This window comes from Actinokineospora terrae, assembly GCF_900111175.1.
Lineage (GTDB): Bacteria > Actinomycetota > Actinomycetes > Mycobacteriales > Pseudonocardiaceae > Actinokineospora > Actinokineospora terrae.
On record NZ_FOGI01000009.1, the window covers coordinates 274,350 to 288,381 of the forward strand.

Annotated in this window: 15 protein-coding genes; 6 read left to right on the forward strand and 9 right to left on the reverse strand. The window is 70.5% G+C overall.

Annotated features, from left to right (window positions below; translation table 11 throughout):
• The first annotated feature begins 233 nt into the window (after nt 1-233).
• Nucleotides 234-1,358, forward strand: a complete 1,125-nt coding sequence (locus BMY07_RS22145) for a glycerophosphodiester phosphodiesterase (protein WP_177215707.1) — start codon at nt 234-236, stop codon at nt 1,356-1,358.
• 52 nt (nt 1,359-1,410) lie between these two features.
• Here the strand turns inward: BMY07_RS22145 and BMY07_RS22150 are convergent, their stop codons facing one another.
• Nucleotides 1,411-1,668: a UBP-type zinc finger domain-containing protein gene (locus BMY07_RS22150; protein ID WP_092781885.1), complete on the reverse strand. Its 258-nt coding sequence runs from the start codon at nt 1,666-1,668 to the stop codon at nt 1,411-1,413.
• A gap of 14 nt (nt 1,669-1,682) precedes the next feature.
• Here BMY07_RS22150 and BMY07_RS22155 point away from each other — a divergent pair, with 14 nt between their 5' ends.
• Entirely contained in the window at nt 1,683-3,275 is a 1,593-nt protein-coding gene (locus BMY07_RS22155; RefSeq protein ID WP_092781888.1) for a Na+/H+ antiporter, read from the forward strand.
• A 136-nt stretch (nt 3,276-3,411) separates the two neighbouring features.
• On the opposite strand, the gene BMY07_RS22160 is transcribed toward BMY07_RS22155, so the two are convergent.
• From BMY07_RS22160 to BMY07_RS22180, 6 genes are all read right to left on the reverse strand, one after another.
• Complete coding sequence (locus BMY07_RS22160) at nt 3,412-4,557, reverse strand: LLM class flavin-dependent oxidoreductase (protein WP_092781891.1); 1,146 nt, start codon at nt 4,555-4,557, stop codon at nt 3,412-3,414.
• The gene (locus tag BMY07_RS22165; protein ID WP_092781894.1) at nt 4,554-5,621 is read right to left on the reverse strand and encodes an ABC transporter substrate-binding protein; all 1,068 of its coding nucleotides are present in this window, start codon (nt 5,619-5,621) and stop codon (nt 4,554-4,556) included. The genes BMY07_RS22160 and BMY07_RS22165 overlap by 4 nt, the downstream gene beginning before the upstream one ends.
• Nucleotides 5,602-6,309: an ABC transporter ATP-binding protein gene (locus tag BMY07_RS22170; RefSeq protein WP_092781897.1), complete on the reverse strand. Its 708-nt coding sequence runs from the start codon at nt 6,307-6,309 to the stop codon at nt 5,602-5,604. The genes BMY07_RS22165 and BMY07_RS22170 overlap by 20 nt, the downstream gene beginning before the upstream one ends.
• A complete protein-coding gene (locus tag BMY07_RS22175; protein ID WP_425426335.1) occupies nt 6,294-7,118 on the reverse strand; it encodes an ABC transporter permease in 825 nt (274 codons plus the stop codon). Before BMY07_RS22175 ends, BMY07_RS22170 begins: the two co-directional genes overlap by 16 nt.
• Before the next feature lie 75 nt (nt 7,119-7,193).
• Complete coding sequence (locus tag BMY07_RS36245) at nt 7,194-7,271, reverse strand: putative leader peptide (RefSeq protein WP_121390957.1); 78 nt, start codon at nt 7,269-7,271, stop codon at nt 7,194-7,196.
• A gap of 266 nt (nt 7,272-7,537) precedes the next feature.
• Complete coding sequence (locus tag BMY07_RS22180) at nt 7,538-8,824, reverse strand: adenylosuccinate synthase (RefSeq protein ID WP_092781900.1); 1,287 nt, start codon at nt 8,822-8,824, stop codon at nt 7,538-7,540.
• A gap of 101 nt (nt 8,825-8,925) precedes the next feature.
• Here BMY07_RS22180 and BMY07_RS22185 point away from each other — a divergent pair, with 101 nt between their 5' ends.
• The 3 genes from BMY07_RS22185 (at nt 8,926) to BMY07_RS22195 (ending at nt 11,251) form a co-directional block, all read left to right on the forward strand.
• Nucleotides 8,926-9,603: a hypothetical protein gene (locus BMY07_RS22185; RefSeq protein WP_092781903.1), complete on the forward strand. Its 678-nt coding sequence runs from the start codon at nt 8,926-8,928 to the stop codon at nt 9,601-9,603.
• A gap of 214 nt (nt 9,604-9,817) precedes the next feature.
• Complete coding sequence (locus tag BMY07_RS22190) at nt 9,818-10,444, forward strand: HNH endonuclease family protein (RefSeq protein ID WP_092781906.1); 627 nt, start codon at nt 9,818-9,820, stop codon at nt 10,442-10,444.
• A 282-nt stretch (nt 10,445-10,726) separates the two neighbouring features.
• On the forward strand, nt 10,727-11,251 hold the full coding sequence (locus BMY07_RS22195) for a hypothetical protein (protein ID WP_092781909.1): 525 nt from the start codon (nt 10,727-10,729) through the stop codon (nt 11,249-11,251).
• Here BMY07_RS22195 and BMY07_RS22200 read toward each other — a convergent pair.
• Nucleotides 11,248-11,658: a DUF3151 domain-containing protein gene (locus BMY07_RS22200; protein WP_092781912.1), complete on the reverse strand. Its 411-nt coding sequence runs from the start codon at nt 11,656-11,658 to the stop codon at nt 11,248-11,250. The genes BMY07_RS22195 and BMY07_RS22200 overlap by 4 nt on opposite strands.
• Nucleotides 11,659-11,762: 104 nt before the next feature.
• Between BMY07_RS22200 and BMY07_RS22205 the strand changes: the two genes are divergently transcribed.
• Nucleotides 11,763-12,899 carry a hypothetical protein gene (locus BMY07_RS22205; RefSeq protein ID WP_092781915.1) on the forward strand — a complete coding sequence of 379 codons (1,137 nt, stop codon included), beginning with the start codon at nt 11,763-11,765 and terminating at the stop codon, nt 12,897-12,899.
• Between the two features lie 50 nt (nt 12,900-12,949).
• Here the strand turns inward: BMY07_RS22205 and fbaA are convergent, their stop codons facing one another.
• Nucleotides 12,950-13,984: a class II fructose-bisphosphate aldolase gene (gene fbaA / locus BMY07_RS22210; RefSeq protein ID WP_092781918.1), complete on the reverse strand. Its 1,035-nt coding sequence runs from the start codon at nt 13,982-13,984 to the stop codon at nt 12,950-12,952.
• Nucleotides 13,985-14,032: the final 48 nt, after the last annotated feature.

Here is a 14,032-nt window from a genome sequence, read left to right on the forward strand (position 1 = left end):
GGTGGGTCGTGCTGAGCAGCCCCGTTTCCAGCCTTCCGGGAGGGCGGGGCGGGGGCCAGGGTGAAGTTGGGGTTGTGGACAGGTGGGCGGGATGTGGATGGCGGGGGCGTGAGGGGGTGGGTGGTGTTGGGCGTTCATCCGTGCTTGGGGCAGGTTTCGCCGGGGGGTGGTTCCGATTTCGCGGGGTGGGGCGAGGGTTGCGCGGGTCAGTTCGCGGGCTATGAGGAGGAAGAATGCCTGCTACCCGGACCATCGGCGTTGCCGTGTCCGCGCTCGCTCTGCTGGGGGTCGCGACCATGAGCACGGCTAGCGCCACCCCCGACCAGGGTGACGACCGGCACGGGCACCGGGCCACCCCGCTCGTGCTGGGGCACCGGGGTGCCTCGGGGTACCGGCCGGAGCACACCCTGGCCAGTTATGAGCTCGCGGCGCGGATGGGTGCCGACTACATCGAGCCGGACCTGGTGTCCACCAAGGACGGGGTGCTGGTCGCCCGGCACGAGCCGGAGATCGGTGGGACCACCGATGTCGCCAAGCACCAGGAGTTCGCCGCGCGCAAGGCGACGAAGGTGCTCGACGGGGTGAGTGTGACCGGGTGGTGGACCGAGGACTTCACCCTGGCCGAGCTGAAGACGCTGCGGGCCGTGGAGCGGATCCCGGACGTGCGGCAGCGGAACACGATCTACAACGGCCGGTTCCAGGTGCCGACCTTCCAGGAGGTCATCGACCTGAGCAAGCGGCTGTCCCGGGAGTTGGGCCGCGACGTCGGCATCTACCCCGAGACCAAGCACCCGACGTACTTCCAGAAGCTGGGTCTCGACCTGAACCCGAAGGTCGTCGAGGCCCTCAACCGCAACGGGCTCAACCGGCCCGGGGCGAAGGTGTTCGTGCAGTCCTTCGAGGTCACGAACCTGCAGGAGCTCAGCCGCAAGCTGCGGGTGCCGCTGATCCAGCTGACCTCGGCCTCCGGCGCGCCGTACGACTTCGTCGCCAGTGGTGACAAGCGGACCTACGCCGACCTGCTGACCCCGGCCGGCCTGCGCGGGGTCGCGAAGTACGCCTACGGCATCGGCCCGGCCAAGGACCAGGTCATCCCGCGGGACGCGGCGGGCAACCTGGCGCAGCCGACGGCGCTCGTCGGTAACGCGCACGCGGCCGGTTTGAAGGTGCACCCGTACACGTTCCGCGCGGAGAACGTCTTCCTCCCCGCGAACCTGCGCTCCTCGGCCGTGCCCGCCGAGTACGGCGACCTGTTCGGTGAGCTGTCCGCGTTCTGGGCGGCAGGCGTGGACGGTGTGTTCAGCGACAACCCGGACATCGCGGTGGCGTCGCGGGCGGAGACCTTCCCGCGCCGCTGACCCGTTGACCAAGGCGGTCCGCCACCGGCAGGGGGTGGCGGACCGCCTTTTCTCACACGATCCGGTTGTCCACGTAGCACCAGCGCCAGTCCTCACCGGGCTCGTGGGACTGGATGACCGGGTGGTCGGTCGCCTTGTGGTGGGCGGTGGCGTGCTTGAGCGGGCTTGAGTCGCAGCAGCCGACGTGCCCGCAGGTCAGGCAGCGGCGCAGGTGGACCCAGTGCCGGTTGCCCGCCGCGACGCAGTCCTGGCAGACGTCGGCGTCCGCGGTGACGCCGGTGGGCAGGGCCTGGACGTGTTCGCAGGTCATGACCCGCTCCTTTCATGCGGCAACTCGCATGGGCAATCCTTGCGCACGAGGACGAGGAGGCGGGTGTGGAACTTCTGCTGCTGTTCGCCGGGTCACTGGCGGTCGCCGCGCTGTCACGACGGGTCGACTGGCCCGCGCCGCTGGTGCTGGTGGCGGTCGGGCTGGCGGTGTCGTTCATCCCGGGGGTGCCCGAGTTCCGGCTGGACCCGGAGTTGGTGCTGGTCCTGGTGCTGGCGCCGCTGCTCTACTCGGCCGCGTTGGACAGCTCTTACCTGGACATCAAGGCCAACATCCGCCCGATCGGACTGCTGGCGGTCGGCCTGGTTCTAGTGTCGACAGCGGTCGTTGGTGTTGTCGCTCACATGGCCCTACCGGACCTGCCTTTGGCGTCGGCGCTGGTCCTAGGCGCGGTGGTGGCCCCACCTGACGCGGTGGCGGCGGTGTCCATCGGACGGAAGCTAGGTCTACCGCGTCGCGCTATGACCCTGTTGACCGGCGAGAGCCTCGGCAACGACGCGACAGCGCTAACCGCGTTCAAGGTCGCGGTAGCGACAGCGACGGGCGTAGCGGCGTTCTCCTGGTCCGACGGCATCGTCACGCTGCTCGTCACCTCGGTCGGTGGCGTGCTGGTCGGCCTGGTGCTCGGCGTGGTCATCCACAAGATCCGGCTCCGCCTCGGCGACGGCGTGCTGGAGAGCGCGCTCGGCATGCTCGTCCCGTTCGGCGCGTACCTGCTGGCGGAGGAGCTGCACACCTCCGGCGTGCTCGCGGTGGTCGTCGCGGGCCTCTACCTCGGCCACAACGCCCCCGCGGCGGGCTACTCGACCCGGCTGCAGGAGACCGCGGTCTGGAAGTCGGTGGACGTCCTGCTGGAGTCGCTGGTGTTCGCCCTGATCGGGCTGCAGATGCGCACGATCGTGTCGGCGGCCGACCTGGACACCGGGCTGGTCACCGCCGCGGTGCTGGTGCTGGTCGCGGTGATCGCGGTGCGGTTCGTCTGGGTCTTCCCCGCCGCGCACATCCCGCGGTGGCTGTTCCCGCACATCCGCCGCCGCGAGCCCGCGCCGAGGTGGCGCCACCTGACGGTGATCTCCTGGGCGGGGATGCGCGGTGTGGTGTCGCTGGCGGCCGCGGCCGCGATACCGCTGGACATGCCGGGCCGCGAGGTCGTGCTGCTGCTGACGTTCGTGGTGACCGTGGGGACGCTGCTCGTGCAGGGCACGACGCTGCCGGTGCTGATCAGGAAGCTGGGCGTGCGGGCCGAGGACGGCCAGGACCGGGTGCTGGCCGAGGCGCAGGTGCAGAACTCGGCGGCGCGGGCGGCGGTCGACCGGCTGGACGAGCTGGTGGACGACGACGTGCCCGAGCACCTGGCGCACAAGCTGCGGGCGATCGCCGAGCACCGGGGCAACGCGGCGTGGGAGCGGCTGGGGCGGCAGGAGCAGGAGAGCCCGGCCGCGGCGTTCCGCAGGCTCCGGCGCGGGATGCTGGCCGCCGAGCGCGAGGTGTTCGTGACCGCGCGCGACCAGGGCGAGATCGACGACGAGATCCTGCGACGCGTGCAGCGCGAGCTGGACCTGGAGGAAGCGGCGCTGGACCGCGAGTAAGCGCTACCTGGTGTGTCTGGAGCGTGGGGTTCGACGGCGCGCGGTAGGTCCAACGCGTCCGGCCGGAAGGTCCCAGACGACACCAATTCGGGGACTGCGCCTAGGGCCGACCGCGGTGGCGGTCGGCCCTAGGCGGCTAGGACGCGGCGATCCGTAGCGTTGACGCGGGTGCGGTCTCCTGCCCTGCCAGCAGGCCGCGCCTGGCCAACTCGGGGCGCACGCCCTCGCCGAACCAGTACGCCTCCTCCAGGTGGGGGTACCCGGAGAGGACGAACTCGGTGATCCCGATGCCGTGGTACTCCTCGATCAGGTCGGCGACCTCGGCGTGGCTGCCGACCAGTGCCGTCCCCGCGCCGCCGCGGACCAGGCCGATGCCCGCCCACAGGTTCGGGTACACCTCCAGGCCGCGCACCCCCTTGTCCAGCGCGCCCTGGTGCAGCTCCAGCATCCGCTGCTGGCCGACCGACTGGCTCTTCGCCAGCTGTGCCTGCGCCTCGGCGACCTGGGTCGGGTCGAGCGCGTCGAGCAGCCGCTGCGCCTCGGCCCAGGCGGCCTCGGAGGTGTCCCGGGAGATGGTGTGCAGGCGGATGCCGAAGCGCGGTGTGCGGCCGAGCGCCTCGGCCTGCGCGCGGACCTTGGCGATCTTCTCCGCGACCTGGGCGGGCGGTTCGCCCCAGGTCAGGTAGACGTCGGCGTGCCTGGCGGCCACCGGGATGGCCGCGTCCGACGACCCTCCGAAGTAGACGGACGGGATCGGGTCGGGCGCGGCGACGGTGGTCGCGCCGACGACCGTGATGTGGTCGCCGTCGAAGGAGAACGGCTCGCCGGACCAGGCGCCGCGAACGACGGTGAGGAACTCGTCGGTGCGGGCGTAGCGGCTGTCGTGGTCGTGGAAGTCGCCGAAGCGCTCCTGCTCGACGGAGTCGCCGCCGGTGACCACGTTGAGCAGCAGCCTGCCGCCGGAGATCCGCTGGTAGGTCGAGGCCATCTGGGCGGCCAGGGTCGGCGAGATGACCCCCGGCCGGAACGCGACCAGGAACTTGAGCGTCCTGGTCTCCCGGATGAGCGCGGCGGTGACCAGCCAGGCGTCCTCGCAGAAGGTGCCGGTGGGGGTCAGCACGCCGGTGAAGCCGAGCTGCTCCGCGGCCCGCGCGACCTGGGCCAGGTAGTCGATGTCGGGTGCGCGGCGGGCCGAGCTCTCCGCGCGCTCGGCGTGGAACCGCTCCACCACGTTGCGGCCGTCGCCCGAGGTGGGGAGGAACCAGTGCAGGGTGACGCTCATTTCTGGGCTCCAGAGTCAGCGACCGCGGCCACGTCGGCCGCGTAGCGGTTGTCGACGAAATCAGCGAACGTGAACTTGGTCGGCAGGACCTTGGCGGCCACGAACGCGTCCGCCAGCTTCTGCTCGTCCGCGATCACGGTGTCGTCGAGCTTGATCGGCCGGTCGAGACCTCGCTGCGCGGCCTCTAGCGCTACCTCGGGCTTGAGGCCGGTTTCCTTGGCCCACGCGGTAGCGCGCTCCTCGACGTGAGTCTTGGCGTAGTTGAGGGCCTTGGCGTAGCGGACCACGTAGTCGCGCAGGGCGGCGTTCTTACCCGCATCGGCCAAGGCGGCCTTACCTGCGACGAGGAAGCCGTAGCCGCTGGCAAGGGAATCCGGACCTGCTTCGGTGTTGGGCTTACCGCCGCCGGGGGTGCCGGTGCCGTCGATGAGCACGCGCGCCTTGGTGTCGCGGAGCGCCTGGGTGGTGTAAGGGTCCCAGATCGACCACGCGTCGAGCTTCTTCTGGGTGAACGCGGCGAACGCGTCCGAGGGCTGCAAGAAGCTGAGCGTGACGTCGGCGGGGGTCAGCTTGGCGGCGTTCAGCACGGTGAGCACCAGGCCGTGCGCGGAGCTGCCCTTGGCGACGCCGATGGTCTTGCCGCGCAGGTCCTCGACGGTGCGAAGCGGCGAATCCGCTGGCACGAGGAGGGCGTCGCTGGAGACGTCGCCCTTCTGCGCGGACACGACCGCGATCTTGGCGTTGGCCGCCGCGGCGAACAGGGGCGGGGTGTTGCCGACGGAGCCGATGTCGATCGCGCCCGCGGAAGCGGCCTCCAGCAGCGGCGGGCCACTGGTGAAGGTCGACCACTCGATCTTGTACGGAACGTCCTTGAGCAGGCCGGCCGCCTCTAGGTACGACTTCTGGCCGCCCTTCTGGTCGCCGACCTTGAGGGTGACCTTGGCGAGGTCGGCAGCGCTGACGGACTCAGGTACCGCCGCGCTGGGGGTGTCAGAGCTACCGCAAGCCGCTAAAGCCAACGCCGCTACAGCGAAGGGGATCAGGTTACGCAGTCGCACGTTCATTCACTCCCAGATCGCGCAACACCTGTGCGCGGACGTCAATGTGGTCGGATAGCTCTCTCGGCCTCGGGTGGCCCAAGATGTATTCGCTGGCGATACGGCCCTCGTCGAGGACGAGGACGCGGTCGGCCAGCAGGAGTGCCTCGTCGACGTCGTGCGTGACGAGCAGGACGGCCGGTTTGTGCTGCTGCCACAACGTCTCCACCAGGCGGTGCATCGCCATCCTGGTCAACGCGTCCAGTGCGCCGAACGGCTCGTCGAGCAGCAACAGTTCGGGCTCGCGGACAAGAGCGCGGGCGAGCGACACCCGTTGCGCCTCACCACCGGAGAGCGTCCGCGGCCACGCGTCGGCGTGGTCGGCCAGACGCACCTCGTCCAGTGCCTTGAGCGCGACATCCCTGCCGACGACCGGGTGCAGCCCCAGCACGACGTTGCGCCACACCCGCCGCCACGGCAGCAACCGGGGCTGCTGGAACGCAACGGAGACCTGTCCGTCCACAGTGAACTCACCGGTGACCGCCGTGTCGAGCCCGGCCAACACCTTGAGCAACGTCGACTTGCCGGACCCGCTGCGGCCCAACAGTGCGACGAACTCGCCCGGCGCGATGTCGAGGTCGAGCTCGCGCAACACCGCGCGGTCGCCGAACTCCTTGGTCAGACCGCGAACCTCGACGGTCAGGCTGCTCGCCACCGCAGTGCCCTCCTCTCGACCAGGCGCACGATCGCGTCCGTCACCAGCCCGAGTGCGGCGTAGACGACCAGGCCGACGACGATGACGTCGGTGCGCAGGAACTCCCGGGCGTTGTTGATCAGGTAGCCGAGGCCGCTGCTGGCGTTGACCTGCTCGCCGACGATCAGCGACAGCCACGCGACGCCGAGGGACTGGCGCAGGCCGACCAGCGTGTTGGGCAGCGCGGCGGGCAGCACGACGTGCACGAGCCGCTCGGTGCGGGTGAAGCCGAGCGCGGTCGTCGCCTCGACCAGGTGGTCGTCGACGTTGCGGATGCCCGAGTGCACGTTGAGGTACAGCGGGAACGCGACCCCGAGGGCGACCAGCGCGATCTTCGGCTCCTCGCCGATGCCGAACCAGAGGATGAACAGCGGGATCAACCCGAGGAACGGCAACGTCCGCAGCATCTGCACCGGCGGGTCGACCAGGTAGTTGCCCCAGCGCGACAGCCCGGCAACGATGCCGAGCACGATCCCGATCAGCGCACCGATGCCGAACCCGATGCCGACCCGGGTGGTGGACACGACGAACGCGTCACCGAGTTCCCCGGTGCCCGCCAGTTCGATCCCGGCCTGCAGCACCGTCCACGGCGAACTCAACTTGTCCGGCGGCAGCACACCGGTCTCACAGGCGATCTGCCACAGCGCGACGATCGCCAACGGGCTGATCCACCGGCGCAGATCCGGCAATCTTCGGCGGGACTTCTTGACGGATAACGATTCCGGGGCCGATTCCGCACGCGCGGGGGCGCCCAGGGTCGAGATGGACACGGGTGTCTCCCGGTGGGGTGGGGACCGCGCGCCGCGCGCGCAGGAGGACCGGCCGCTGACGGCCGAGGCGGGACGTCAGGCCGGACAGATCGCGCTGGCCTGCCGCCGCAGGTCGACGTGCAGGCGGTACACCAGGGGTTCGCCGCCGTTCATGGTCCTGAGTCTTGGAGCACGCGCGGGTGAAGTCAACGCTCGGACAGGGCGTCCCGAATCCTGGAAACAGCATCGCGAATGGTGCGGAAACCGCCGAATTCTGCCAGGTCGGACGAGTGCCGGGGGCGCCGATTTACTTTCAGCGCGAAATGAAGGGCCGATTCATCCCGGCGGCGGCTTGCGCGGCGGCCGGTGGGCAGAAAGCGAGAACGGGGAGGGCCTGGGGTGGCCCCCGGAGCGTCGTTGGTCCGGGGGCCCGGGGTCGATCAGGCCATGTCGTGGCGCACGATGGTCTGGTCCCGGCCAGGGCCGACGCCGATGGCGGAGATCCGGGCGCCGGAGAGGGATTCCAGGCGTTCCACGTAGGCGCGGGCGTTGGCGGGCAGTTCCTCGTAGGTGCGGCAGTGGGTGATGTCCTCCCACCAGCCGGGGAGCTCCTCGTAGACCGGGATGGCGTGGTGGACGTCGGTCTGGGTCATCGGCATGTCGTCGACCCGGCGGCCGTCGACCTCGTAGCCGACGCAGACCGGGACGGTGTCGAGGCCGGAGAGGACGTCGAGCTTGGTGAGGAAGTAGTCGGTGATGCCGTTGACGCGGGCGGCGTAGCGGGCGATCACGGCGTCGAACCAGCCGGTGCGGCGCAGGCGCTTGGTGGTGACGCCGATCTCGCCGCCGACCTTGCGCAGGCGCTCGCCCATGTCGTCGGTCAGCTCGGTCGGGAACGGGCCGGAGCCCACGCGCGTGGTGTACGCCTTGAGGATGCCGATGACGCCGGTGATCCGGGTGGGGCCGATGCCCGAGCCGGCGCACGCGCCGCCGGAGGTCGGGTTGGACGACGTCACGAACGGGTAGGTGCCGTGGTCGACGTCGAGCAGGGTGCCCTGGGAGCCCTCCAGCAGCACCGTCTCGCCGCGCTCGAGGGCCTGGTTGAGCAGCAGGCGGGTGTCGGCGATGCGGTGGCCGAACTTCTCCGCCGAGGTGAGCACCTCGTCGACGACCTGGTTGGCGTCGAGCGCCTTGCGGTTGTAGATCTTGACCAGCATCTGGTTCTTGACGTCCAGCGCGGCCTCGACCTTCTGCCGCAGGATCTTCTCGTCGAGCACGTCCTGCACCCGGACCCCGACCCTGGCGACCTTGTCCTGGTAGGCGGGGCCGATGCCGCGACCGGTGGTGCCGATCTTGGCCTTGCCCAGGTAGCGCTCGGTGACCTTATCGATCGCCACGTGGTACGGCATGATCAGGTGCGCGTCGGCGGAGATCAGCAGGCGCGAGGTGTCCACGCCGCGCTCGTCGAGGCCGGACAGCTCGGTGAGCAGGACACCGGGGTCGACGACGACGCCGTTGCCGATGACGTTGGTGACGCCGGGGCTGAGGATGCCCGAGGGGATCAGGTGCAGCGCGAACTTCTGACCGTCGGGCAGCACCACGGTGTGTCCCGCGTTGTTCCCGCCCTGGTACCGCACGATCCACTGAACGCGGTCGCCGAGCAGGTCGGTCGCCTTGCCCTTGCCCTCGTCGCCCCATTGGGCGCCGATCAGCACGATTGCCGGCATGTGAAACTCCAGGTGTTGGCAGTGTGGAGAAACCCTTGGACACCCGTACCCGTGCTGCCTCGGGCGAATGCCGGTGACTGAGACTAGACCAGGAGACAGCAGTGAGCGCACTCGTGCTGGCCTGCGGAAACGCGGCCGACACCGGCCGCCTGCCCGCGCTCACCGAGCGTGACGGGATCAGCTGGCGGCCGGTGGCCGCAACACCCGGCCGGGCGGAGCTGGACCCGCTGCTCAAGGCCACCGGCGGGGGTCGCGTCGTGGTCGTGGGCACCGACGCCGACCTGGCCGCGGTGGTGCTGCGCGTGATGCGCCTCGACCGGCTGGCCGACACCCCGATCGGGTACGTGCCGGTCGACCCGGGCGGGTCCGCGATCCCCGACCTGTGGGGGCTGCCCCGGGACCCGGCCGCGCTGGTCGAGGTCGCGCTCGGCGGCGAGATCGACCCGTTCCCGCTGATCCGCGACGACGCGGGCGGGGTGCTGGTCGGCCTCGGGGTGATCGACCAGCCGCAGGGTGTGGCCTATTGCGACGACGCGGTGGCCCTGCGCGGCCGGGCCAAGCGGATCGAGGTGACCCCGGACCCGGACGGCGGCACCGGCCTGGTGGCGCGGGTGGTGACCGGCTGGTTCGGCAAGAAGGTGACCGCGCTGACCGGCCGGGCGTTCCAGATCGGCTGCGTGCGCACCCTGCTGACCCGCGACGGCGTGCCCAAGGACGTCGCCAAGTGGACCTGGTACCGGCACACCGAGGACCTGCGGGTGGCGCGCGGCGTCGTGTGACCCGGCGTGCACTGCTGTTGACTCCGCGTGCACTCCCGGTGCCACCCCGTAGCGATCAGGAGGGCTACTGGGGGCAGTGCCCCCTGCCCCCAGCACCGGGCCCGACCCAGCTCTTTCACTGTCCGTCCTCGTGCTGTCACCCACGGGTGTGACGCGGGCCATCTCGTCGCACCACGGTGAGGGACGGCCCTCCCCCTGCCAACCGGAGGAAACGATGTCGACGAAGACCCGCGCGGGCGCCCTGCTCGCCGCGCTGATCGCCGTGTTCGCCCTCGCCACCCCGGCGGGCGCCACCCCACCGGGTATCCCGAGCGAGGCGACCGCCCGCGCCGAACTGGCCGCGCTGACCGTCCGCGCGGACGGCTCGATGACCGGCTACTCGCGCGACAAGTTCCCGCACTGGGTGACCATCTCGGGCGCCTGCGACACCCGCGAGACCGTCCTCAAGCGCGACGGCAGCGGCGTGGTCACCAACTCCTCGTGCCAGGCCACCTCGGGCAGCTGGTTCAGCCCGTACGACGGCGCCACCTGGTCCGCGGCGTCCGATGTGGACATCGACCACGTCGTCCCGCTCGCCGCGGCGTGGCGCTCCGGCGCGTCGGGCTGGTCGACCAGCCAGCGCCAGCAGTTCGCCAACGACCTGAGCCGCCCGCAGCTGATCGCGGTGACCGACAACGTCAACCAGGCCAAGGGCGACAAGAGCCCGGAGAGCTGGAAGCCGCCGACGACCGGCTACTGGTGCACCTACGCGAAGATGTGGACCCGCGTGAAGTACAGCTACAGCCTGAGCGTGAACTCCGCGGAGAAGTCGGCGCTGCTGGGCATGCTCGACCGCTGCTGAGCCACGACGGCGACGGGTGGGGCGCGCCAGCCCCACCCGTTTCCCGCTCTCCCAAGGTGATCACCAAAGTCGGCCGGTTCGGCACCTCGGCCCCTTGGGGGACGCGATGACGTCGCCGCCCCGCTGAGGGTCACCACCACGACCGCGGCCACCGGCGGGTTCGACTCCAGCCGCCCGTTCGACGGCAGCCTGGCGGCCACCTGGGCCGAGGGTGAGGCCGGGGTCGCGCTGCCGGAGGCGGCACCGGTCGGCGCCCACTCGGCCGAGCAGGTGCGAGCCGCCTTGGAACTGACCAAGCGGATCGTGGTGACCGGCAGGCTCGACCGCGCCGTGATCGAGGGCGACGACGCGGAGAAGGTCCTGGCGCTGATGGCACCCGCCGCGCGGGAGATGTGGCGCGAGCAGTTGGCGGCCAACCCCGCGTCGGTCGGCTCGCTCTACACGAAGATCGACCCCAGGTACCCGCTGCTCCCCGCGACGCCCCGGGTGAAGGGCACCATGTCGGTGCGCGAGTTCGACGGCTCGCTCGTGGTGCACGTCGACTACTCCATCGCTTACGCGTTCGCCGCCGACAACCCCACCAGGGCGTCCGACATCGTCGCGATCCGCACCACGAGGGCCGACCACCACCACGTCGCCAGGTCCAGGGTGTCGCCGGACAACGAGGGCGTCATCCCGGGGGAGTCCGCCGACTACAGCTTCTCGATGGCCTGCGAGCCCGCCAAGCGCGGGGTGCTGGTGCCGCTGATCACCGACCCGGCGTACCGGTCGGGGAGCCTGGACGACTCCCCGACCGAGTGCTGCTAGACCAGGCCGAGCGCGGCGGGGGCGGCCGGGTCGGAGTCGGCGAGGAAGGTGGAGCAGCGGTCGTACTCCTCGGTCTCGCCGATCTCCCGCGCCGCGGTGGCGAGCGCGGCGAGCGCGCGCAGGAAGCCCTGGTTGGGGCGGTGCGACCACGGCACCGGGCCGAAGCCCTTCCAGCCGGAGCGGCGCAGCTGGTCCAGGCCGCGGTGGTAGCCGGTGCGGGCGTAGGCGTAGGCGGCGATCGGCTCACCGGCGGCGAGCGCCCCCTCGGCGAGGGTGGCCCACGCCTCGCTGAAGTCCGGCCAGCGGGTGGCGACCTCGACCGGGGAGGTGCCGCCGTCGAGCGCGGCCTGCGGCTCGGCGCGGTCGGGCAGCAGCGTCGGCTCTGGGCCGAGGAGGTTTCCGTGCATGCCGCCATCCTGCCGTACCGGACGGTGCGTGATCGGGTGACTACCCGCGGCCGGATCGGACACCCGGACTACCTCGGGCGGCCAACCGGGGTCATCATGGCCCGGTGAGACAGGGTGTGGAGATCGGCGGACCGGTCGCGCAGTTCAAGGCGTTCTTCCGGTCGCACTGGACCAGGGGCGCCGCCGGGCGCGAGACGCCGGACTGGGTGTGGCACTTCGCGTACCGCACCTGGCTGCTGGCGCTGCTGTTCAAGCTGCTCGGGTCCTCTTGGGACGAGTCGTGGCACTTCAAGTTCCTGCGCGACGACCTGGCCCCGCCGCACCTGATCAACAGCGTCGGCACCGGGATCGCGGTGGTGCTGGTGGCCATCCACACCTTCACCGGGATGGCCGCCACCAAGCGGGCGCAGCGGCTGGCGCAGGCCGGGCTGGCGGTGTTCCTCGTCGCCGCGCCGCTCGACGTGATCAACCACCGGATCAACGGCCTGGACCTGACCGCGTGGAGCCCGTCGCACGCGTTGCTCTACCTGGGCACCGCGCTGATGATCGCAGGCCTCATCGACGGCTGGTTCGCCGCCGGTCCGCGCGGCCCGGGGTGGACACTGGTGCTGGGCACGCTGTGGGTGTTCTTCCTGGAGAACACGCTGTTCCCGAACGGGCAGCAGGAGTACGGCTCGCTGGAGATGGCCTCCTGCACGCCCAACGGGGTGCTGGACCCGAGCAGCTGCTACGCCGAGCGGGAGTTGCTGGAGTTCGCCGCGCAGCAGCTCGGTCGACCGGTGGACTACACGGCCATCGAGCATTTCGCGTTGCCGATCCCCTCGTGGGTCTACCCGTTGTGGGGCATCGGTGTCGCGGCGTTGGTCCTGGCGGTCGCGGCGAAGACGATCGGTAAGACGTGGGCCGCTACCGCTGTCGCGGGCGCCTATGTCGCCTACCGCGCGGTGATCTGGCCGATGTTGGTCGCGGCTGACTTCCCGCCTTCCGCGGTGCCGTTCTACTTGGTGTTCGTGGGCCTCGCCATCGACCTCGTCCGCCGCTTCGGCCTACCGCACCTCGGTGAAGCTGCCGCCGGTGCCGTCGCGGTTACCGCACTCGGCTACGGCGCCCTGTACGCCCAAGACCAACTCCTGGCCGCCCCTCCGACGGCGTGGTGGTCGGCGCCGATCGCGCTCGTAGGCATCGCCGTGCTGTGGGCAGCAGGTCGCCCTATCGCGCAGAGGCTGCGCCAACAGGCTTAGAACGCAAGAAGGCCCTCTCCTGGAACGAGGAGAGGGCCTTTCGCCGAGGGTCAGCCCGCGATCATGCGGCCTGCCGACTTGAGGTGCTCGCACGCCTGCGTGATGCGCGCGGCCATCGCCTGCTCGGCCACCTTGAGGTAGCTGCGCGGGTCGTAGACCTTCTTGTTGCCCACCTCGCCGTCGACCTTGAGCACACCGTCGTAGTTGGCGAACATGTGCGCCGCGATCGGCCGGGTGAAGGCGTACTGGGTGTCGGTGTCGATGTTCATCTTGATGACGCCGTAGGTCAGCGCCTCGTGGATCTCCTCCAGCAGCGAGCCGGAGCCGCCGTGGAAGACCAGGTCGAACGGCTTGGCGTCGGCGCCGAGGCCGAGCTTCTGCGCGACGACGTCCTGGCCCTGCTTGAGGATCTCCGGGCGCAGCTTGACGTTGCCCGGCTTGTAGACGCCGTGCACGTTGCCGAAGGTCGCCGCGAGCAGGTAGCGCCCCTTCTCGCCGACGCCGAGCGCGTCGACGGTCTTGAGGTAGTCCTCGGCGGAGGTGTAGAGCTTGTCGTTGATCTCGTTGGCGACGCCGTCCTCCTCGCCGCCGACGACGCCGACCTCGATCTCCAGCACGATCCGCGCCGCGGCCGCCTTCGCCAGCAGCTCGGCGGCGATCTGCAGGTTCTCCTCCAGCGGCACCGCGGAGCCGTCCCACATGTGCGACTGGAACAGCGGGTTCTCGCCCTTGTCGACCCGCTCCTGGCTGATCGCGATCAGCGGGCGGACGAAGCCGTCGAGCTTGTCCTTGGGGCAGTGGTCGGTGTGCAGCGCGACGTTGACCGGGTACTTGGCCGCGACCACGTGCGCGAACTCGGCGAGCGCCACCGCGCCGGTGACCATGTCCTTGACCTTGGTGCCGGAGGCGAACTCGGCGCCGCCGGTCGAGACCTGGATGATCCCGTCACTCTCGGCCTCGGCGAACCCGCGCAGCGCGGCGTTCAGCGTCTCCGACGAGGTCACGTTGATGGCGGGGTAAGCGAACTCGTTCGCCTTGGCCCGGTCCAGCATCTCCGCGTAGACCTCGGGTGTGGCGATGGGCATCGTGCTCCTCCTCGGGGTGGCCTGCGCCGTTCTGGCGCATCCTACGAG